This is a genomic window from Oscillatoria nigro-viridis PCC 7112 (assembly GCF_000317475.1).
Taxonomy (GTDB): Bacteria; Cyanobacteriota; Cyanobacteriia; order Cyanobacteriales; family Microcoleaceae; genus Microcoleus; species Microcoleus nigroviridis.
Window position 1 is genome coordinate 1,037,617 of the sequence record NC_019729.1, and the last position, 21,291, is coordinate 1,058,907.

Consider the following 21,291-nt stretch of genomic DNA (forward strand, 5'->3'; position numbering starts at 1 on the left):
CTTGGGCGGTTAATACCTTCTCTTGTTAAAACCGCAGATGAGGGCTGATTGACGCGGATTAACGCAGATAAATTAGAGCAATTCAGGTTGCAGTGTCCGTGATTGTTGAACGAATTTTAGGGACACTAGATTTGCCAGTGTCCCTAATGTTTTAAGTGAAATTGGCGATGCTAATTTGGTTGGCTGTCACGCCATTGATAGCCGCTAAAATTTCGCCAGTTGCTGTCAAGCTGATTAAAGCTGCACTGTTGCTAGGGAGAATAGAAAGTTGCGAGAAGGTTAAATTTTCGGCAAGTACGAGGAAGTCGATGCCGGCTTCAAAATCAAAAATGATATCGCTGCCAGAATTGGCTGAAATTAAGAAGCGATCGCTCCCATTTCCTCCTATCAAACTGTCATCGCCGTTTTCACCGCTGAGAAAATCGTCGCCGTTATCACCCAGCAGAATATCGCTAGCTTGACCGCCGTAAAGACTGTCATTGCCTTCTCCTCCACTCAAGCTATCTTGACCGCGATTTCCAAATAGGATATCTTCCCCATTATTGCCCAATAAATTATCGCTTTCTTTGCCGCCGTAAACAGTGTCGTCGCCGTCGCCACCGTCGAGGGAATCATTGCCTTGATTGCCCTGTATCCAGTCGTTGCCGCCCAAACCGCTGAGAGTATCATTGCCGCGTTTACCGGCCATTGTATCGCTGCCGCTGTCGCCGAAGAGGCTGTCGTCGCCGTCAGTACCGGTGAGATTGGAGTTAGCTGCGATCGCATCTATTTCTCCTTCAATCACCGCAACAGCAGGTGTATCGGGCAATGTCGTTTGTTGAATTTTGGTATCTAAGGCAGTACCAGTATTTTCGGCAATAACTTGGGCGATCGATTTCGTACCTGTACCGACTGCTTTTAAGTCTTCAGAGGTTGCGCCTAGAGCTACTTTTTGCACGCGGGCAACTTCTCGGTTAATTGAAACTGTTGCTGTGTTCGATACAACTCGGTCAATGCGCTGATTTGCTTCGGCCATTACCTTAGCTGCATCCGGGGCAATTTGCAACAGTTGCTGAGTGTTTAAATCCGAGTCAAATTGTTGCGCTGCGGTGGCGGCGCGATCGACAATTGTTGCTAACTGGTTGGCATCGCTGAGATTGAGAGTTGTCCCCGATTGAATTTGTTGAACGATCGCACTTACAACTGCTTTTACGCTGTCGGTATTTTCCAGAATCGACGCACCGTCTATTAAAGCAGCAGTTTGGGTAATGACGTTTTGTACCTTGACCATTGCAGTCAAAGTTTCTACTCCACCCGCGATCGCGTTTTCGGTAGCTGCGATCGGATCTAAGCTAGTTATATCAACATTAGCGGGAATGGAAAGAGAAGATTTGACGAGAGATTCGGCGCGATCGCTGTCAATTCCTCTGTCAATTAAATCCGCGACTAAACTGGTTAACAAGGTGACAACAGTAGCGTAAGGCGGGGCAGTGACAGGCGTTTCCAAAGGCAAACCCGTAGCAGTATCAATGCCGCCGAAAGCAACAATATTGCCTTCCTCTGGATCGAGTTCGCCATTTTGATTTTTGTCGAAAATGTTGGAGTCGAGATCGAGATCGAATTCGCCGCTATCCGCAGTAGTGGCAGAAGGTTCGGTAGCATCTAATACACTGTTTTTGTTAGCGTCGAAAAAGACTGTAGCGCCAGCGATGTAACCGTCAATCACAAAACCGCCCAGGGCATTACTCTTGAACCGAATAATTTCGCTCGCAGTCGCGCCAGATTCATCAGTTCCCTTTACTTTCAGCCAATAATTGAACGATGCTGGACGAGTCGGGCCTAAATTAATCGTGCGAGTTGCGGAATTAAAAGTTAGCCAGGAAGGCAAAGGAATTTCCGGGAAAGTTGAACCGGCAATTGGTTGGCGATAAGAACCGCCATTGAGATCGGTTTCCCAGGTAAATGCAGAGAAACTTTCGCTAAAATTTGCGAGGGCGATCGAGTAATTAATGCTGTCGCCCGGATCGGGGTCAGTATAGGTATTTGCTACTAAATTAAAAGCATTACCAGTTTGAGAAAAACCTAGCGCTGCACTTTGAGAAAACACAGAACGATTGACAACTGGCGGGTTGTTGACTATAGGACTTTGCCACCAGTTAAGAAACTCATCCCATTGAGTGTCGGCAGCAAAATCTATAATCGTGCTGTTGTAATCTGGGTTTAAAGCTTCACCGCGAGATTGCAAATAAATTGACAGACCAGTTCCACCATAGGACAGACCTGAATGATTTTGGATAATTGCCAGATTGTAAGTATCAAAAGCTGTTTGAGCTGCGGTACGAATGCTGTCGGATATTGTAGAATCGCCAGCAACATTGGCAAGAAACGTTCCCAAATCGCGGTAATGCGAGTAATAAAAGTCTGCTGAATTATTGCGGTGTACCTGCAATCGATCGACATCTGTTGCTGTGGCACCACTGACGATCGCAGTTGCCAGATCGCTCATTGCTGCTGATAAACCGCCGATCTTCGATAAGTCAGTAGCTGATTGCGTCTGGGAACCGCCATAAGAATCGCCGTAGTTAGTGACGATCGCGCTGCCTAATTGAGCTGGCGACCAAGTAGGATTAGCTTTAAGTTGCAATAAAATTGGGTCGTAAGGCCAACCATCTCCGGGCTCTAGGTACTCTGAACCGACAAAAACCGATCCCTCATCTTTAACCTGGTGAGCAACTTCTAGCATCGCCATCAGACAAGCATCGAAGCCGATCAGATCCATATTTTCTGGCACCCCTGCTAAAGCAGCCCCCACCTCGCGGTTTTCCAAAACATCGCCTGACTCCCAATCGTTAGCAACGGTTCTGGCTGTTGCCGTATTGCGCCAGCCGTCACCGTGATCCCAAACCACGATCGCGTAGTTGTCAGCGGGATAGTTGGCTGTACCCCAATTCACGAAGTTTGTGAGGTTATTGGGATCTCCCATGTTGACTTCGCCGACGCTGGTTCCCCAAGTCAAATTTGGCAAATCTCCCGCCTGGATTAACCCCCGACGAGTGTCTGTCCAGTTGTCGTAAGTAGCATCGAAACCGGGAGTGCGATCGAATTGCACGACAATATTGACATCACTGTTAGAGCCAACGGATGACATTTCCAAAAAGTCTTCGATGCCGAAGGGTTCCAAGTCGTTGGCAGCGGCCATGTAAACCATAAAAGTCCACTTGGCGGGGGCGCGCGTTGGCGTCGGTGTAATTGACGGTGTTGGTGTTGGTGCCGGCGGCAAAACTGTAGGCGTTGGTGTTGGTGTCGGTGTAATTGGTGGTGTGGGTGTCGGCGTTGGCGTCGGTGTAATTGGTGGTGTGGGCGTTGGCGTCGGTGTAATTGGTGGTGTGGGTGTTGGTGTTGGCGTCGGTGTAATTGGCGGTGTTGGTGTTGGCGATGTAATTGGCGGTGTTGGTGTTGGCGATGTAATTATTGGCGGTGTTGGTGTTGGCGATGTAATTATTGGCGGTGTTGGTGTTGGCGATGTAATTGGCGGTGTAATTATTGGCGGTGTCGGTGTTGGTGTTGGTGTTGGCGATGTAATTATTGGCGGTGTCGGTGTTGGCGATGTTGGCGTTGGTGTTGGCGTTGGTGTTGGCGATGTTGGCGTCGGTGTTGGTGTTGGTGTTGGCGTGTCATTGTCGGTAATGGCGACTGTGACAGGCCCGATCGCAATTCCGCTATATTTCGCGTCGGTACTTGTTACCGCGTGATTGATTGTGCCAGTGTGAGTACCTTCTATAACTGTGTCGTCCGTCGCAATCACAGTTACAGTTTGGGCAATATTCCAATTAGCAGCGTCGAAGCTAATAGGGGCGATCGCACTTATTTGATTCCCGCCGTCAAAGCTGACTGTTACGGGCGCGGTTGGCTGCGAATTTAGCTGAAGTGTATAACTTCCCGTGGCACCGCCTTCTGCTGCTGTGGTACTGGCGGGATTAACGGTAACGCCGACTGTATCGCTGTCGCTGTTAGTAACGCTGACATCGGAGGGATTGAAATTGCTGTAATTGCTGTCTGTACTAACAGCAGCCTCAGTAACAATAGTATAAGCAATATCGCCGTCAGCGATATTGTCGCCCACACCTGTCACCGTTACCGTCTGCGCCTGATTCCAGTTATTGGGAGTGAAACTTAAGGTATTAGTAGAAATTGTTCCTTCTGCGGGATTGGAACTACTTAAAGCGATAGTAACAGGTGCCGTAGGTTGAGTGTTGAGGACAACACTGAAATTAGCCGTACCTCCCGCTTCTGTTGTAGTTAATCCTGCTGTGGGATTAACGGTAATGCCGGGAGTTTCGTTATCGCTATTCGTAACGCTGACATCAGAGGGATTGAAATTGCTGTAATTGCTGTCTGTACTAACAGCCGCAGCAGTGAAAATAGTGTAAGTTTGATTGCCGTCAGCAATATTGTCGTCAACGCCAGTAATAGTTACTGTTTGCGGCGCACTCCAATTCGCGGGAGTGAATGTCAGCGAGGGTATAGAAACTGTTCCCTCGGCAACATTGGAACTGCTTAAGCCAACAGTCACGTTAGCAGTTGGTTGAGAGTTGAGTTGGACAGTAAATGTTGCTGTTCCTCCTGCTTCTGTTGTCGTTAATCCGCTATCGGGATTGACTAAAATTCCAGCAGTGTCGTCATTAGTAATAGTAGTTGTCGCACTAGCAGTTGTAATTGTTGGAGTCGGGCCTGGTGCGATCGGATTTGATAACGTGACAGTAATAGTTTCATCCGGTTCGATCGCACTGTCCCCCAAAACGTCCAAAGTAATCGTTTTCGATGTCTCGCCCGCAGCAAAATTAACCGTACCATTAACGTCAGTTGCCCCGGAAGTGCCGCCGATATTGTTGTAATCGCTGCCGTTTGTAGCAGTTCCGGCGATCGCATAATCGACAGTCCCTGCAGAATCAGTACCGCCACTGCGACTAACAGTAAATATCAGCGGATTTGTGCCGGAGTTGCCTTCAGGAACAGTACCAGCACTAGCACCAACTGTGTAAATAATCGGATCGTTAGCAGGGATTAAAAGACTACGAAAGTAGGGAAAAATTGTACTAGTCAATACAATTGCTTCGTCTTCTTCTGCAAAATTGTCTGCTTTGATTGTGAGTGCAAGATTTTGGGTTGAACTGCTACTACCTGCAGGGAAAGTAAGAGGATTATTAGAAAGATTATAGTCAACACCTTGAGTAGCTGTAGCTGTCGAAGTAACAAAATTAGGTGCAGTTAATATGGTAACAATCTGATCTGCAAATAGCAACCCCTCTTCGAGAGTTATAGGAAGATTAACTGTTGTGTCGGTGTCTCCTTCCGCGACGCTGAGTGGTACGCCGTCAAAATTTGGTTGCAAGAGTACATTCGCCAGAATTGTAACTCTGTTGCTGCCAGTATTTGCGACAGCAATATCTGGTCTGGTATCCGAGTTAAAATCTCCAACCGCGATCGCCCTCGGAGTTGTTCCCCCAGTATTATAATTAAAGGGCCCGTTAAAGGTTCCTTGACCGGTGCCAGTTAAAATTGAAACATCATTAGAACCGGCGTTCGCTACAGCTAAATCGGGTTGACCGTCAGCGTTGAAATCACCAACGGCAATATCATCAGGACTTAATCCCACATTAAAGTTAGCAGGATTGCTAAAAGTTCCTTGACCTGTACCTGATAAAATTGATACGTTCTGATTGTCTGCATTGGCTACAGCCAGATCGGAACTGCCGTCAGCGTTAAAATCTCCAACTGCGATCGCGCTGGGACTTGTGCCGACATTCAAGTTGGTTTGATTGCCAAAAGTGCCTTGACCCGTACCGAAAAAAATAGAAACGCTGTTAGCCGGATTCCCGTTAGTGGCAACAACATCGAGATTGTTGTCGCCGTTAAAATCTCCGATCGCGATCGCTAAGGGGCTGATTGCAGTCCCCACATTGTTAAAATTACCAAAAGTTCCTTGACCATTGCCTAAAGCAATAGAAACTTGGTTGTCTTCTGCCACAACTAAGTCAGCGAAGCCATCTTGATTAAAATCTCCCGTAGCGATCGCCTCTTTAGTGATGCCCGGGCCAAAGTTGTTAGGATTGCTAAAGTTGCCTTGGCCTGTTCCTAAAAAGACATAAACCCCTCCTCCTATATCGCCGCCAATTGCTGTCGATACAGCTAAATCTGGCAGCGTATCCCCATTAAAATTGCCCGCAACAATACCGTTGGGATTTCCTGCACTCCCCAAGGTCAAGTTAGTAGCTGTGCCAAAATTACCTTGACCTGTTCCCAACAAGATCGAAACACTGTCAGAACTTCTGTTAGCTACGGCTAAATCGAGAAGGCCATCTCCGTTGAAGTCCTGGCTAACAATAGCTGTAGGGCGATTTCCTGTTGTCAAGCCAGTAGGTGTTAGTTTAAACGTATTGAGAACGTGACTGTAAGCTGCGATCGCTTCTGGCCCAAATGCAATGTCAGCTTTAATTGTCCCCGCTGTCACTGTTAATTCCCAGTCGCCACCAGCTTCTGCACAACCTGTCAGATTCTCAGAAGCAGCAACACTTGCCCCTGTTAGTTGACTCAAACGCTGTACAAATGCTTTGCCTATATTTCCTTGGCCAACATTGCAGCCGTAGAGGATAATTTCGGCATTTGGTGTCAGCGATTGCGCCCATCCTTGGACTGCTGCTGCGTAATTACCCGCCCCATCTCTCAAATTTTCCCAACTCAATTCAACGTTCCCCAGTTGCACGCAACCGGGTTGCCCGTGGGCAATAATGTGAATTATTGAAAATTTCTCTCCCTCCAAAGCTTCGGCAATTTGTTCCAGGCAGTTGCGGTTTGACTCTAATTGAATTACCTCGGTTTCAGGGATAACGCCGTCGATTAAGGTTTGAGGGTCGGGGACGGCAGCATCGATAAATGCGATCGCTTTTGAGGAAAGTGGAGTCATTGAGTTCAACATGACAGATTTGCTAAAATTTAAATAGGATATCCTATGACTTATGTTTTTGTTTAGCAGCTCTCCAAAAAATATTTGTTTTTCCCACTTTTCTTATCAAAAATTCATATAAGTTTTGATAACTTAACCAACTATACAATCATTAATTTTTAACGTATCGATGATGTAGGGATGCTACTAAATCTTGCTGCATCCAGACAGACACTCCTGGAGGTACTGCGAGACTCTGAAACCCAATTTTTTACCGAATCTGCGCGTGATAACGAAGTAATTTAGGGATGAGAATTAAAAAAAATCCACTTTTCATGACTGTTGTGGGATGGGCCTATGAGCCCGTCTATCGGAGACGGGCTCATAGGCCCATCCCACAAGAAAAAAAGGAAATTATTTAATTGACGATCCTTAGTACATCAAACCCGGTTTGTCAACTCCGATGCGTCCGCGACTAATGGAGATAGTTAGGCGGTGCTTTAGTATCTCTGCGGAGAGTCAAACCAGGTTTTCCAGCAATCCCTCGCTGGTCGCGCCAGCCGAGGGCGCAAGCGAATCGCGCCCTATTCCTGAGACGATCGCGTCATATCATCGACGACCGATCGCTTATATTTATTTACAAGTGCCAGCGGGACGCTCGCGATCGTTCAAAAGGCGAGTTAAATCTGCAACAGCGTTCCCAGCGTACAAACGTAAAATACATAAAATGTAATACTTACTGGTATTTTACAGAACAATCATGCACAGACGAGTTTTCCAGATTGCTATTTTACTTTTCCTCCAAGTCGTCCTAGTTCTAGGTGGGTGGGCGCAGCCTGCCGCGGCGCTGACTCCTGAACAGCAGCTATTGAGCGAAGCTTGGCGAATTGTTAACCGCTCTTATGTGGACGACAGCTTCAACTCTCAAAACTGGTGGTCGATTCGCCAAAAAGCTGTCAAGCAACCGCTTAACGACAGACAGCAGACTTACGCGGCGATTCAGGGGATGCTGGCGAATCTCGACGACCCCTTCACTCGACTGCTGAAACCCGAACAGTACCGCAGCTTGCAGGTTAACACTTCGGGAGAATTGACGGGTGTGGGGCTGCAAATTGCGATCGACCCCCAGACAAATACCCTGACAGTGGTGGCTCCTTTGGCCGGCTCACCGGCGGATAAAGCTGGTATCCAACCCCTCGATCGCATTCTGAAAATTGACGGCACTCCCACCTCAGAATTGAGCCTAGACGAGGCTGCAACTCGAATGCGCGGCCCCATCGGCACTGCCGTTACCTTGACCTTGGGGCGCGAGGGAAGGGAGGCTGCTGAGGAAATTAAGCTAGTGCGCGATCGCATTGCTCTGAATCCGGTTTACGCCGAATTGCAGTCGGGGTCGGAAAATTTGCCGGTGGGCTACATTCGCTTGAGTCAATTCAGCGCTAACGCCACTGAGGAAGTCGCTCACGCGATCGACCGCTTGGAAAAACAAGGAGCCGCCGCCTACATTCTCGACCTGCGGAACAACCCGGGCGGACTGTTGCAAGCGGGGATTGAAATTGCCCGCCTGTGGCTGGATTCCGGGACGATCGTCTACACGGTGAACAGACAAGGCATTCTCGGCAGTTTTGAAGCCTCTGGAGAAGCTCTAACTCACGATCCGCTGATTGTTTTGGTGAACAAGGGAACTGCCAGTGCTAGCGAAATTTTGGCGGGTGCGCTGCAAGATAACGGCAGAGCTCAACTGGTAGGAGAAAAGACTTTTGGCAAAGGACTGATTCAGTCGCTGTTTGATTTGTCTGACGGTTCCGGGTTGGCCGTGACTGTTGCTAAGTACGAGACACCTAACCATAAAGATATTAACAAGCTGGGGATTGCGCCCGATCGCGTAGTGCCTTTGGAACCCATCGCGCGCGATCGAATTGGCACCGCAGCAGACTTGCAATATCAAGCTGCACTGCAACTGCTGAAAGAAAAAACCGTGCTGGCAAAGTCAGTATAAGCCGGAGTTTGAAGTTTTGAGATTGCAACAGGTGACAATACGCAGGTCTGTCTGTCTCTGCGTTTCGTTCGCCCGGACAGACAAGAATCATCCTAAAAACTCTTTTACTCAAAAGTGATATCACGTCCGACAGATTCATCTGTCATTGTTTGCTGTGCGAAGCAATGACATAAAACAATGTGATGCACATCGGACGTGATATCAAAACCCAAAACTGCCGTTCCCTTAAGGTTGCAGGGTTGATTCCTCGGCGTCTGGTACCTCGGCTTCTTGCAAAATCACCGGACGCTGTTGCGGGTCAGCTTGGTTGCTTTGCTCTTGCATCACAGTTTTAGCAAGACTAGGGTCAAAGTAGCGGTTAAAGTTCGATCGCGACTGATTTACTCGCCCTTGGGTAAGATTGACTTCAGCTTGGATTTCGTGCAATTTTTCTTGCACCGCCCGGTAGTGAGGCCAAAGCTGAAGCACAGCAGAAGTTGCACAGACTGAAAGTACCATGTTGACTGCCAACTTGACCCCTGTTTCGGCCGCGAGGGTTTGGTGAGGGTAGGAACGCTGGCGGCTGCTGCTGCGACGAGGAGTAACCCGAGGGGAGTTTTTTACAGGACGCAGTGGGGTAACGGTGGGTTGAATCGCTTGCATAATTTTTTTTTCAAATACCTGAGACTGACGTTTTAGAGTTCAACAGAGCAAATTCTGAGCTTAACGCACACTCGCCCCTGTTCGTCAGGGTGCTGACAACCAAAATTGTTGAGACAAAGGTGACGCCTGAAGACGGAATTTTCCCATAAAAATGCCTGCCCTTGCAGTCTCGTCTTGCTGAACACAAACAATCTACTGCACTGGGGCAGCAATTGTCTGTATCTGTAAAGCGAGAGATTTAACTGGTCAGGCAGGCGTTTTGCGGTTCGCAACAGGTGTCTGGAAACTATTTGTACAGTTCAGTTGACAGCCGGAAAGCCAAGATTCCGGGAATCAAAGCAATTACGAGCGCTACGTAGACTTGGGTATCTGTTAAAGACATATTCGCAAAACTCCTTTTCGCGGGCACGAGCTTTCACCAATTTGAGACAAATTGGCGCTTTTGGGAATCATTTGTTACAACTTGCAACACAAATGCTGCGTCCGGGGAGGAGTGGCGCAGTGGCGCAGTGGCGCAGTGGCGCAGCTTTTGAGTGTCGGAGGGGAGAATTTTTCCTTGTTTCCTGGGACTGCTTCCTTCGGACGTTGTTCTGACGATCGCCTCCCACAGAATTACCGCGTTAGGTTAAGATTTAAGTGAAGGTGACACTAAATGTTAGACAGAGCGGGTAATTTGCGCTGCGCTCGACCCTTGCCAATCTTAGGTGCACAAAATAGTTAATGCTAGATCAATTTCTCGACGCTTCACCCATTTTTGGAGTTGACGGCTTTTTATTATTGTTGGTTTTGGTGGCTTTGGAGGCTGTACTTTCGGCTGACAACGCGATCGCCCTGGCGTCTATTTCTAAAGGTTTGGAAGATGCCAAGCAACAGCAAAATGCTCTCAACCTTGGTTTGATCATTGCTTTTGTACTGCGGATCGCCCTAATTTTAATGGCTACTTGGGTGATCCAATACTGGCAGTTTGAACTGCTTGGTGCTCTCTACCTGCTGTGGCTTGTTTTCCAACATTTTACTTCAGATACAGACTCCGAAGGAGAACATCACGGGCCCAGATTTGCCTCTGTGTGGCAAGCAATTCCCATGATTGCTTTTACGGATTTAGCGTTTTCATTGGATAGCGTTACTACTGCGATCGCTGTTTCTGACAACACTTTTATCGTCGTAACAGGCGCTACTATTGGAATTATTGCCCTGCGATTCATGGCCGGGTTGTTCATCCGCTGGCTGGATGAATTCGTTCACCTAGAAAGTGCTGGTTACATCACAGTTGGGTTCGTGGGAATGCGGTTGTTGGTGAAAGTAATTAATCCCGATTTAGTTCCTCCGCAATGGCTGCTAGTTTCCAGTATCGTCTTGATGTTTGTCTGGGGATTTTCTAAGCGTACTCCTGAGCCAGTCGAGATTGCAAAATCTCTAGAAATGGCTCTGAATCAACCGGATTCAGAAGTTGCTGTGCGAGAATCGCAAGGACAGAAGTCCGAAAATTAACAGACTTTCATTTGAATTAAATTAGCTTAAATCTGTCAAACCAACAAGATTGAAGGCTGGTTAAAACTTGCAAAAGCCTTTCATCCCGGTGACTTTAGTCCGGGGATGAAGGGCTTTTATTTTGTAATATCCTTTCTTTCACTAGCCGATCGAACTCATGGGAGTACAATTGAGCCTATGGTCAGGCAGTTACCACAATCAGACTCAGCGTTGGTTGCGCTGGTGGGATAGCGAGGGGAATTTGTTGCTGACGGGGTTGGCGGCATATTGGCGATCGGGATCTGATTTGAGCCTTGGTGGTGGCTGTATTTTTTGAGGACAGGAAAAGAGGGCGATCCATGAGAAGGAGTTGCAGGCGTGAGCATTCACCTATCGGGAAAAAATGTAACCTTCCTGTTGAGTGGCTGCCAGAAAACTTCGCAATGCACCAGAAATCTGAGTCCATCCGCTCCAACAGGGATGTGATACGTCAGTCACCTACAAGTTCCATAGGAATCAATACAGGATTACGGCTCTTCCGAATTCTCTCAGATCCGCCAAGACTAAGATTTTGTTCGGCTTTAATAACCCTAAGCTGCGCCACTTTATGATGATATCGTCGAAACTTATCCTTTAACTCTCGATCGATCATAGTTGTTTGAAACTGGACATCCTGGGACATCAACAACATTTCAGGTTTTATTTCAATATCATTAGCGCCAATAAAAGTGTTCACAATAACCTGAAATGTCAATGGTTTTTTATGGTCAAGATGGCTCTCATAAATAGCTACCTTATCACCAGTAATATCGCATTCAACTTTTCCATCCAGATCTGCACACTTTTCAAAGTATCTTTTTTTAGTTACCCGCAGATCATCTTCAACAGTGGCACGGCAGGCTTCTAAAAATTCTTGATAAAGAGACTTTCCTTTAGCAGAAATCGCTGTTCGATAAGAAAAATCTGTTCGAGAGCCATCTGTTCTTTCTATCCAAAAGCAACTTGTCGGCATATCGGTTCTATATTTGTACAAACGTTTTATACCACATCCAATCTTTTTATCTGCTTCAGGATGGCGCTCCAGAAGAGCTAGTAACATATCGCGATCGTCACCTGCTATGCTTTGACCATTTCGATAGCGATCCAACATATTTCTGAAGTGTTCAATAGCATCTTTCTGGAATTTGAACTCTATTCCATTTAGAACAATTGGTTGCCTTGCCATTTAAACTCCATACCAGTTTGATCTGACGTATAACTTAAATTGTATCGCAGATGTGGTACCATAGATCGTAATAAGCGATATCTGCAAGACATAGGAGTTCAAAAAGTCCCTGCTTATCTTTCCTAACCTCAATTCTCGAATGTCGAATGTCTAGACGCGATAATTTACACTTCTCTCTACGTCGCACCCTCGAAAAAGACGGGTGGACAATTACGGACGATCCTTTAGTCTTAGTGTTAGAACAGACACTTTTGAAAGCAGACTTAGGAGCCGAAAAGTTTTTAACTGCGGAAAAACAAGGGCAGAAAATCGCTGTTGAAATCAAAGACTTCGATTCCCCCTCAGTCATCAGCGAACTGGAAAAAACGATGTCTGCGTAGGCTTTTCCAATGGGCATTGGAAGGGCAAGAACCGGAGCGTCAGTTGTTTTTAGCTGTGAGCCAAGCGATGTACATTAAACACTTTCAAAAACCGATTTTTCAGTTAGCCGTTCAACGAAATAAAATCAACTTATTAGTTTACGAACCAAATCAAGAGGTGATTCTCCAATGGATAACTCACTAAGCTATGCAGACATCCTCAAAAAAACCCTGCAAGAAGCAACAATCGCCCAACCCCGCTTACAGGCGATCCAGCTTTACCCCGTCTGTGATGTCGATTCGGGTCACTTTCTGATTCTCGCTACAGGCTGGGATAAACAGCGGTGGATTGACACGATTCTGTTTCATGCTCGTTTAGTCGATAATCAAGTTGTAATTGAAGAGGATAACTTCGAGGAAGGTCTAAGCCAAGCGCTGATTGCAGGGGGTATAAAAACAGAGGATATCGTGAGTAGCCCCTTCCCTGACAACAGCGATAGACAGAAAACCTATCAGGCAGTATAAGGAAGAAGCAAGAGGGGGAGACTGGGAGATGGGAAGAGGGGGAGGATTTTTTCCCAATTAGGAATTAGCAATTACTCATTAGCTATGGCTTAGGCTTACCTACAAAGAAAGCTAAGGGAGAATTATCCCCACAAGATAACCGAACTTTAGAACCAATGGGAAAAACATTTCCTGTGGTTGTGAGTGCATATAACTTTTCGCCCGAAGGTGTTTTTAAACAATAACGATTTTCTCTGCCTAAAAATTGGCGATCGCAAATCACAACAGCCGAATCTTCATCTAAGTATAAACTCAAGTCTTCCTGCCGGATCATCAATTCTCCTTCAGTAGAAACATCACAAGGAACTTTTACAAATGAATTTCCTTTCACAGCAAAACAACCTACTTCTGTTTCCCAAAAATCCTGCTTTAGCGATGCCGACACAAAATTAGCTTGCGTCACAAACTCAGCCACAAACCGAGATGCTGGTTCTTGATAAACTTCCTCTGGAGTGCCAAACTGTTCTAATTTGCCTTGACGCATCACCGCTACCCAATCTGAAATCGAAAGTGCTTCTTCGCGATCGTGGGTGACAAATACACCAGAGGTTCCTGTTGCTTTGAGAATCTCGCGGACTTCCTGACGCAATCTTAACCGTACTTGTACATCTAAATTACTCAAGGGTTCATCTAGTAAAATAATCGCAGGTCTAGGGGCTAACGCACGGGCCAGGGCTACTCGCTGTTGCTGACCCCCCGATAATTCATGGGGATAACGGTTTTCCAATCCTTCTAATCCCACCAACGCTAATGCTTCTGCGACACCTTTCTGAATATTATGCTTTGACTCTTTTCCTTGATGCGTCAAGCCAAAAGCTACATTTTTCGCGACTGTCAAATGGGGGAAGAGTGCATAGTCTTGAAACACCATACCAATGTCTCGCTGTTCCGGCGCGACTGACATATTAACACTCGCTACAGTTTTTCCTGCTAAAGCGATCGTCCCTGCTTGTAGCTGTTCAAAACCAGCAATTAACCGCAGCAACGTTGTTTTCCCACAACCCGATGGTCCCAACAACCCCAGGATATCTCCTTGATGTAAGGTCAGGGTGACAGATGCCACCGCAGGTGATGCTGCTTGGGCATACTGTTTTGTTACACCATCCAAATGCAGAATTATCGGTCGAGCCATTATTGCCATAAATAATCAACAACTTACTATTCTACAATAAAGCAGTTTAGTGAGATTTATTATCATAAAGCCTTGACAAATGTTTACACCTACTGATAAAATAGCAAGCTAGACCTTTTACTAGCAATGAAAAATTCCCAAAAATCACTACAGCAAACAGCAATCAGGACAATCCAATGGCGATCGACCTTACGCGGTTTATCCGCTAGTGGGTGGACACTTGCGGTTATCGCTTTAGCATTGCCGATCGCCATACCAGTGATCAGTGTCTTATCCAGTATCTTTTTGGAAGCTAAAGATACATGGCAACATTTAACCGATACAGTTTTAACCCGTTATATCGTCAACTCTTTATTGTTAACGATCGGTGTAGGCTTTGGTGTTGTCGCGATCGGCGTAGGATGTGCGTGGCTAGTAACAATGTGTCGCTTTCGGGCCAGTCGCGTATTTGAATGGGCATTGCTGTTACCCTTAGCGGCCCCAGCTTATGTGCTAGCTTATACTTATACAGACTTTTTAGAATTTTCAGGCCCAGTTCAAACAGCTTTGCGTTATATTTTTGGCTGGAGTTATGGAGACTATTGGTTTCCTAACGTGCGATCGCTCCCTGGAGCAATCTTAATGCTAATCTTAGTTTTATATCCCTACGTCTACCTATTAACAAGAGTAGCCTTTTTGGAGCAATCCACTTGTACCCTAGAAGCTAGTAGAATACTGGGCTGTAGTCCTTGGCGGAGTTTTATTACAGTTGCTTTACCAATGGCAAGACCCGCAATTGTAGCAGGTTTAGCACTCGCTTTGATGGAAACTCTCAACGATTATGGCACTGTTCAGTATTTTGGAGTTGATACATTCACCACAGGTATTTATCGGACTTGGTTTGGCATGGGAGAACGAATTGCAGCCAATCAATTAGCTGCGATGCTATTATTATTTGTTCTGGGTTTGATTTTACTAGAACGCTGGTCTCGAAGTCGGACTAAATATTATCAAGCTAGCAGCCGCTATCGCCAACTACAAACTTATCAACTTAAAGGAATTAGGGAAATTTTAGCGGTAATTGCTTGTTTTTTGCCGCTGTTTTTTGGTTTTTTATTGCCAGCGGGTCTTTTAGTAAAGTTGACCTTAGCTAATTGGCAACTAACCTTAGATGAACGCTTTTGGATATTTGCCCGTCACAGTTTAATTTTGGCCACCCTGACAGCAATTTTAGCCGTAATTATTGCCTTGATTATGGCTTATGGTTTGCGGTTATATCCTAATGTAGGAGTGCAGTTAGCAACTAGAGTTGCGGCAATGGGCTATGCTGTACCTGGTTCTGTGATTGCAGTGGGGATTATGGTTCCAATTGGAAAAATTGACAATCTATTGGATAGTTGGATGCGCGAAAACTGGGGAATTTCTACAGGCTTGTTGTTAAGCGGTACGATCGCAGCTTTGGTATTTGCTTATATAGTTCGCTTCCTAGCTGTTTCTTTAAATGCGGTAGAGTCAAGTTTGAGCAAAATCAAGCCTAATTTAGATGATGCGGCGAGAAGTTTGGGTTACAGTCCGATGCAAACTTTAGTTACAGTTCATACACCAATGATGACGGGAGGTTTACTAACTGCCATGATGTTAGTATTCGTTGATGTAATGAAAGAGTTACCTGCTACTATAATTATTAGACCTTTTAACTTTGATACCTTGGCTGTGCGAACTTATCAACTTGCCTCTGATGAGCGATTGGCTGAAGCTTCTGGCCCAGCATTGGCAATTGTTTTAGTGGGGATGTTACCGGTTATTTTATTAAGTTGGAAAATTGCGCGATCGCGCCAGTCTTCAATACTATAACCCCCAAATATCTTACCTGCTTGCAGAGTTGATTGATTCTTTTAAAGCTATAGTCCGACAGGGGTTGAAACCCCTGTCTCATAGCGAAAGTCGTCTGAAGACGACTATAAAGCTAAGATTTCAGTCGGTTTCAACCGAATGCAAGCTATTAGACAGGGAATTTATTCCCTGGCGGGTTTCAGGAGAATGTATCAACCCTTCTTCCCTCTTCCTTTTTCCTTCATAAATCAAGATGATTAATAAAAATTCAGCAATGTTTACCCGCACTACTGGCACAATTTCCTTGTTACTGCTTACTATTTTGGTCACGTTTGGATGCCAAAAACAGGTGGCTGGTCCCCTCGAAACATTACAAAAAACTAAGCAATGTCCAGAATGCGACCTGACTGGCGCTAAGTTAAGCAACCTGGATTTAACAAGCGCTAATCTCAATGGTGCTAAGTTGGAAGGTGCTGTGCTCGAAAATGTCAAACTTAATGAAGCCTTACTCGATAGCGTCAATCTCAAAGGTGCAAATTTAAAAGGTGCTTCTCTGGAAAAAGCAGGTTTATTTTCTGCCGATCTCACAAAGGCTGATTTGAGTAATGCAAATCTCAAGGGGGCTTTTTTGCGAGGTGCAAAACTGAATAATGCCAATCTTAGTAATGCCGATTTAAGTGAAACTGACTTAAATATTGCTGATTTAACAGGGGCAAATCTGAAAGGGGCAAACCTCAAAGGCGCTATAATGCCGGATGGTAAAATTAAAAATGAAAGTTGATGGGATTCGGCGGTTGAAACCGCCGAATAACAAAGAGTAGCTTCTCGTTCAAAAAGCGTCTATTTCCATCCTGCGCGATCGGCAATCTTTAAAGCGTCGGCGTTATTTTTCCCAAACACGTCAGGGTTGAGAGGGTCAGATTTGAATGTACCAAAACTGGCAACGGCAGGATCGATCGCCACACCTGAAATCACAGGGTATTCGTAATTACCCCTAGCAAAAATTTGTTGCGCTTCGCGACTGGCTAAGTGTTCCAAGAATTTGATCGCGCCTGCTTTGTTACGGGAGGTTTTGACTACACCCCCACCACTAATGTTGATGTGGGTACCGCGATCGCGCTGGTTGGGGAAAAATACACCTACTTTCGCCGCGATCGCCTGTTCTGCTGGATCTTTCGATTTCATTAAGCGAGCTACATAATAGGTATTAACCAGGGCAATATCGCCTACCCCAGCAGCAACAGCTTTGATTTGCGCCGTATCATTTCCCTCTGGAGGACGCGCAAAATTAGCTACCAATCCTCGCGCCCAAGCTTCTGTTTTTTGAGCTCCATGAACCGCTAACATAGCCCCAACCAGAGACTGATTATAGATATTAGTGGACGATCGCACTAAAATTTTGCCTTTCCACCGAGGTTCTGTCAGCGCCTCATAGGTTGACAATTGGGCAGGGTTCACCTTGCTTTTGTTATAAACAATCACCCGTGCCCGGCGCGATAAACCAAACCAGAAACCTTGAGGATCTCGCAAACTTGCTGGAATTGCCGATGTCAGGACTGTTGAAGAAACAGGTTGCAGAATACCGGCTTGTTTTGCCCGCCACAAACGCCCACCATCCACCGTGATGAAAACATCAGCGGGACTATTTGCACCTTCACTTTTGATCCGTTCAATTAGTTGGTCAGCATCCGCTTCAACGAGGTTAACCTTGAGCCCAGTTTTTTTGGTGAAGCTTTGGTACAACTCATTATCAGTGTCGTAGTGACGTGCTGAATAAAGGTTGAGAGTGCCGGTTTGGGCTGCGACAGGGGCTTTTTTGCTTAGTTCCCCCACGGCCACGACAGCCATTGCTGTACCGCTGGCAAGAAAAATACGCCGAGAAATGCTCATTGTTCTATAATGATAGGTTTTTTCATCTGGTAATTGACACGATGGTCTATCTACAGCCATCTATAGTCATTGCTTTACTATATTAATGCAAATGATTCTTATTTGATGAGCGACAGCGTAACTATATTTAGGGCTGCCGCACTCGCGGTCAGAAATCCGGTCTCGGCTTCGCTCAACCGGCTGTTTTTTTCCGAACAGACTTTGTTATGGCCTGCAGAGGAGGTAAATTTAAAAAGATTCCTTAAACAATCTCGCACTCCCAAAAAAAAAGCAACAGCCATCTCCCAAGCGATTCGCGTCACCGCCATCTATCAACTGCCGGAATTCGCAACCAGGCTCAACAGCCACCAAGACGCGGGCTAGCAGTGCACACCCTACAGTTAGTAAGTTGCACACTGCTAGTCCTACTGATTATTTGTGTCTAATTAGCTCGTAAATTTCCACATAGTCTTTAGCTGGATATTTCCACGAATTGTCACAATTCATGCCTTGAAGCATGAGTTTTTCAAATTCATCATGATAGTCATACCACAATCCGATCGCCCGATCGAGCGCCGACTCTAAAGCGTAGTAGTCGGTTTGGTAAAATACGTAACCGTTGCGTTCTTCCGGCAGGTGGCGGGTGTCGTAATCTCGATCGAACACTGTATTCACCAAACCGCCAACTCCCCGCACCACAGGCACAGTGCCGTACCTCAACCCGATCATCTGAGTCAGCCCGCAGGGTTCGTAATTGCTGGGAACCACAATGATATCTCCACCCGCGTAAATTAAGTGCGACAGTTCCTCATTAAAACCTAGTTCTAAATGGCAGTCTGGATTATCATTTAAAAAGTATCTTTCGTGCTGGAAATGTGCGTTAATTCCCGCTTCCGTCGCGGAACCCAAAAGCACGAATTGCGCTCCCTTACTCAGAGAGTAATAAATTGCATGGTGGACGAGATGAACACCTTTTTGGTCGTCCAAACGACCGATAAAGGTAATAATAGGCTTGTCAGCATCGCGCAGTAACAGCCGATCGCGCAAAGCTTTTTTAGTTTTGGCTTTTCCTGCCAAATCATCCTGAGTGTAATGAGCCGGAAGATAGCGATCGCTCTCGGGATTCCACACATCATAATCAATGCCGTTGAGCACCCCGCGAAACTTGTCTTGATACAAGTGCAAAGTGTGACCCAAACCGTAGCCAAACTCGCCGTGGTGAGCTTCCCAAGCGTGGTGCGGCGAAACAGTGGTAACAAAGTTCGAGTAAACAATGCCGCCTTTCATAAAGTTGATAGCAAAAGGGTTAAAGTTATCTCGGAGGCGATCGTACTCAAAATAATAATCCTCTCGATTCAAACCCGTTGCATTCAAAATATCGCTACCTCCCATGCCTTGATGTTTGAAATTGTGAATGGTATAGCAGACTCGCTGATTTTCCATCCAATTGTATTTGTAAATTTCAAACAGCAAGACTGGCACTAAACCAGTTTGCCAATCGTGACAGTGAATCACATCGGGACGCTTGTTGCTTCTGAGCAAAAATTCCAAAGCGGCTTTGCTGAAAAATGCAAACCGCATATTGTCGTCATCGCACCCGTAATAACAGCCGCGATTAAAAAAGCGATCTTGAGAGCGAGGTTCGATGAAAAAACACAACTGCCCGTGCACCCAGCCGCACAAGACATCGCAGAGGATTTCGCCGCCGTACCAAGGCACAGCCAAATCCCGGTAGGCCTCGTGAAGTCCCCAAATGTGGTCGTACCTCATGCAGTCGTACTTCGGTAGAATAATCTCGACGCAGTGGCCGGAATTCTGCAACTCCCGACTCAAACCGTAAACTACGTCGCCCAAACCCCCTGCTTTGATAACGGGGGCGCACTCCGAGGCAATTTGTACTATGTACATTTTTTTTTCTCGCTCCTGGAAGAATCAAAAAAATATTTTCTTAACTTGACAAAGTATATGATTTCTAGGCAGATAAGCAAGTCGGCCATTGGGAATACAGGGAAAATACGGGCTGCTAGCGGATGTTGAGAGGGATTTGGGCGATCGGACTGTTGCTTAAAATACAGTTACGGACACGGCACTTCCGTGTCCCTGATGTACCCAAGTGTAATCGATCGCCTGTGTTTCCAGATTTTGCTAAAATCAAACTAATTTGTCAAATCCATTCCTTTTGAGCGATCGCATCTCCTGTCGCTGTCAATAACTCAACCCAAGCCCATAGCATCATTTTCACATACTAATAATTTACCTTTCCCCCGATAAAACCAAACATAACCCTCTCCACCGACTTTGCCAAAATGACATCATTTTCGCTAATTTTCTTCAATTCCCTGGGTAAATCCTTTAACCAAATCGCAATCAGCTCTCAAAGTTTCACCTTGTTTGAGTTCGACAATATGGTAGTAATAAATATGCAGTAATTAGATATTTATTGGTTGATAACATAGTTTTTGTGAGGGATAAAATACCACATAGCACCAATAGAATTATCTAACTTTTTATAAATTATTTTTTTTCTTCCGCTCCGAGAAACACGTTGACGCCAAGTATTATTAAATCTTTCAAGATGATGAGTTTTTCCACTCTCTTTATCAACTGGCTGATGGCATTTGCTTGGAAAAATACAAGCAGAGGCAGCCCAAAAATCTTTATAGCAAACAGCGCCTTGTCGATATACAGGAGGTAGAGAATTCCATAATTTTCTCGATCGGGAATACGCTACGATCGCCAATATAAAAACCCATAATCTCTCTGGTCTCTCTATCCATTGCGGCGCCACACCCATTGTTTATTTTGTTTGGAATCTACCAATAACCGCAATTCCTCACATTCAACATTCAATCTGACTTGTTTTTGAGGTTGAACCTTGACTATGCGTTCGATTGAGGAATATTTATTATTTACGTAATCCTGTAACTATTTTTGAGAAATATGCCTTTGTTCTAGCTATACCAACCAAAAAAATCTTCTCTAACAGAAGTCGATCGATTAAATCTTTTGTTGGTGAGCTAATTACTTTGTTGGAAAGATTTTCGAGAAGTTGGCGACCGCAACTAAGACACTTGTATTTGGGTTTTTTCTTATGAATTCTACCATTCTTAACTATGTGATTTGAACCAAAATTAGAGCAATTTGGTCGTAAGGATAGCATATTATATGACCAAACTAATGTTGGGAAATATCCAGGATTTTAGCAAAATTTATTTAGGATAGCATAACTGTAAGTCAATCTACATTCGAGCGCGTAAAGAAATATTAAAATTATAAAATTTGATAGTGTGAGTTATA

The 21,291-nt window shown here is 45.5% G+C and carries 15 protein-coding genes and 2 pseudogenes; 9 read left to right on the forward strand and 8 right to left on the reverse strand.

Annotation, left to right across the window (positions count from 1 at the left end; all coding sequences use genetic code 11):
• Positions 1-151: 151 nt before the first annotated feature.
• Entirely contained in the window at positions 152-6,955 is a 6,804-nt protein-coding gene (locus tag OSC7112_RS04580; protein ID WP_015174801.1) for a DUF4347 domain-containing protein, read from the reverse strand.
• A 727-nt stretch (positions 6,956-7,682) separates the two neighbouring features.
• Here OSC7112_RS04580 and ctpA point away from each other — a divergent pair.
• Positions 7,683-8,921, forward strand: coding sequence for a carboxyl-terminal processing protease CtpA (ctpA, locus tag OSC7112_RS04585; protein ID WP_015174802.1), 1,239 nt, complete (start codon positions 7,683-7,685; stop codon positions 8,919-8,921).
• Between the two features lie 225 nt (positions 8,922-9,146).
• Here ctpA and OSC7112_RS04590 read toward each other — a convergent pair whose 3' ends face one another.
• Entirely contained in the window at positions 9,147-9,563 is a 417-nt protein-coding gene (locus OSC7112_RS04590; protein ID WP_015174803.1) for a slr1601 family putative cell division protein, read from the reverse strand.
• 286 nt (positions 9,564-9,849) lie between these two features.
• The gene (gene psaM, locus OSC7112_RS04595) at positions 9,850-9,945 is read right to left on the reverse strand and encodes a photosystem I reaction center subunit XII (protein ID WP_015174804.1); all 96 of its coding nucleotides are present in this window, start codon (positions 9,943-9,945) and stop codon (positions 9,850-9,852) included.
• A 338-nt stretch (positions 9,946-10,283) separates the two neighbouring features.
• Between psaM and OSC7112_RS04600 the strand changes: the two genes are divergently transcribed.
• Both OSC7112_RS04600 and OSC7112_RS37850 read left to right on the forward strand, forming a co-directional pair.
• Positions 10,284-11,054, forward strand: a complete 771-nt coding sequence (locus OSC7112_RS04600; RefSeq protein WP_015174805.1) for a MeeY/MeeF family manganese export membrane protein — start codon at positions 10,284-10,286, stop codon at positions 11,052-11,054.
• A 145-nt stretch (positions 11,055-11,199) separates the two neighbouring features.
• Positions 11,200-11,310, forward strand: a pseudogene (locus OSC7112_RS37850) (Uma2 family endonuclease); the annotation flags it as partial.
• A 213-nt stretch (positions 11,311-11,523) separates the two neighbouring features.
• On the opposite strand, the gene OSC7112_RS04605 reads toward OSC7112_RS37850, so the two are convergent.
• Positions 11,524-12,258 carry a DCL family protein gene (locus OSC7112_RS04605; protein WP_015174806.1) on the reverse strand — a complete coding sequence of 245 codons (735 nt, stop codon included), beginning with the start codon at positions 12,256-12,258 and terminating at the stop codon, positions 11,524-11,526.
• 146 nt (positions 12,259-12,404) lie between these two features.
• Between OSC7112_RS04605 and OSC7112_RS41620 the strand changes: the two genes are divergently transcribed.
• Genes OSC7112_RS41620 through OSC7112_RS04615 form a run of 3 tightly spaced genes read left to right on the forward strand, consistent with a single transcriptional unit; the run spans position 12,405 to position 13,142 of the window.
• On the forward strand, positions 12,405-12,638 hold the full coding sequence (locus OSC7112_RS41620; protein WP_263053580.1) for an element excision factor XisH family protein: 234 nt from the start codon (positions 12,405-12,407) through the stop codon (positions 12,636-12,638).
• A 55-nt stretch (positions 12,639-12,693) separates the two neighbouring features.
• The gene (locus OSC7112_RS41625; protein WP_263053617.1) at positions 12,694-12,822 is read left to right on the forward strand and encodes an element excision factor XisH family protein; all 129 of its coding nucleotides are present in this window, start codon (positions 12,694-12,696) and stop codon (positions 12,820-12,822) included.
• A complete protein-coding gene (locus OSC7112_RS04615) occupies positions 12,807-13,142 on the forward strand; it encodes an element excision factor XisI family protein (protein ID WP_015174807.1) in 336 nt (111 codons plus the stop codon). Before OSC7112_RS41625 ends, OSC7112_RS04615 begins: the two co-directional genes overlap by 16 nt.
• An 82-nt stretch (positions 13,143-13,224) precedes the next feature.
• On the opposite strand, the gene OSC7112_RS04620 is transcribed toward OSC7112_RS04615, so the two are convergent.
• Positions 13,225-14,313, reverse strand: coding sequence for an ABC transporter ATP-binding protein (locus tag OSC7112_RS04620; protein WP_041622922.1), 1,089 nt, complete (start codon positions 14,311-14,313; stop codon positions 13,225-13,227).
• Positions 14,314-14,439: 126 nt separating this feature from the next.
• Here OSC7112_RS04620 and OSC7112_RS04625 point away from each other — a divergent pair, with 126 nt between their 5' ends.
• Positions 14,440-16,146, forward strand: a complete 1,707-nt coding sequence (locus OSC7112_RS04625; RefSeq protein ID WP_015174809.1) for an ABC transporter permease — start codon at positions 14,440-14,442, stop codon at positions 16,144-16,146.
• A gap of 232 nt (positions 16,147-16,378) precedes the next feature.
• Complete coding sequence (locus OSC7112_RS04630; RefSeq protein ID WP_041622367.1) at positions 16,379-16,906, forward strand: pentapeptide repeat-containing protein; 528 nt, start codon at positions 16,379-16,381, stop codon at positions 16,904-16,906.
• 59 nt (positions 16,907-16,965) lie between these two features.
• Here OSC7112_RS04630 and OSC7112_RS04635 read toward each other — a convergent pair whose 3' ends face one another.
• On the reverse strand, positions 16,966-18,015 hold the full coding sequence (locus tag OSC7112_RS04635) for a Fe(3+) ABC transporter substrate-binding protein (RefSeq protein ID WP_190274328.1): 1,050 nt from the start codon (positions 18,013-18,015) through the stop codon (positions 16,966-16,968).
• Between the two features lie 105 nt (positions 18,016-18,120).
• Between OSC7112_RS04635 and OSC7112_RS04640 the strand changes: the two genes are divergently transcribed.
• On the forward strand, positions 18,121-18,378 hold the full coding sequence (locus OSC7112_RS04640; protein WP_015174812.1) for a hypothetical protein: 258 nt from the start codon (positions 18,121-18,123) through the stop codon (positions 18,376-18,378).
• A 48-nt stretch (positions 18,379-18,426) separates the two neighbouring features.
• On the opposite strand, the gene glgA is transcribed toward OSC7112_RS04640, so the two are convergent.
• Complete coding sequence (gene glgA, locus OSC7112_RS04645) at positions 18,427-19,902, reverse strand: glycogen synthase GlgA (RefSeq protein ID WP_015174813.1); 1,476 nt, start codon at positions 19,900-19,902, stop codon at positions 18,427-18,429.
• Positions 19,903-20,431: 529 nt separating this feature from the next.
• Positions 20,432-21,154: pseudogene (locus OSC7112_RS36870) on the reverse strand (IS1 family transposase).
• Positions 21,155-21,291: the final 137 nt, after the last annotated feature.

Coding starts and splice junctions, on each gene's coding strand:
- OSC7112_RS04580 (WP_015174801.1), bottom strand. CDS start 6,955: ATGTTGAACTCAATGACTCCACTTTCCTCAAAAGCGATCGCATTTATC.
- ctpA (WP_015174802.1), top strand. CDS start 7,683: ATGCACAGACGAGTTTTCCAGATTGCTATTTTACTTTTCCTCCAAGTC.
- OSC7112_RS04590 (WP_015174803.1), bottom strand. CDS start 9,563: ATGCAAGCGATTCAACCCACCGTTACCCCACTGCGTCCTGTAAAAAAC.
- psaM (WP_015174804.1), bottom strand. CDS start 9,945: ATGTCTTTAACAGATACCCAAGTCTACGTAGCGCTCGTAATTGCTTTG.
- OSC7112_RS04600 (WP_015174805.1), top strand. CDS start 10,284: ATGCTAGATCAATTTCTCGACGCTTCACCCATTTTTGGAGTTGACGGC.
- OSC7112_RS04605 (WP_015174806.1), bottom strand. CDS start 12,258: ATGGCAAGGCAACCAATTGTTCTAAATGGAATAGAGTTCAAATTCCAG.
- OSC7112_RS41620 (WP_263053580.1), top strand. CDS start 12,405: ATGTCTAGACGCGATAATTTACACTTCTCTCTACGTCGCACCCTCGAA.
- OSC7112_RS04615 (WP_015174807.1), top strand. CDS start 12,807: ATGGATAACTCACTAAGCTATGCAGACATCCTCAAAAAAACCCTGCAA.
- OSC7112_RS04620 (WP_041622922.1), bottom strand. CDS start 14,313: ATGGCTCGACCGATAATTCTGCATTTGGATGGTGTAACAAAACAGTAT.
- OSC7112_RS04625 (WP_015174809.1), top strand. CDS start 14,440: ATGAAAAATTCCCAAAAATCACTACAGCAAACAGCAATCAGGACAATC.
- OSC7112_RS04630 (WP_041622367.1), top strand. CDS start 16,379: ATGATTAATAAAAATTCAGCAATGTTTACCCGCACTACTGGCACAATT.
- OSC7112_RS04635 (WP_190274328.1), bottom strand. CDS start 18,015: ATGAGCATTTCTCGGCGTATTTTTCTTGCCAGCGGTACAGCAATGGCT.
- OSC7112_RS04640 (WP_015174812.1), top strand. CDS start 18,121: ATGAGCGACAGCGTAACTATATTTAGGGCTGCCGCACTCGCGGTCAGA.
- glgA (WP_015174813.1), bottom strand. CDS start 19,902: ATGTACATAGTACAAATTGCCTCGGAGTGCGCCCCCGTTATCAAAGCA.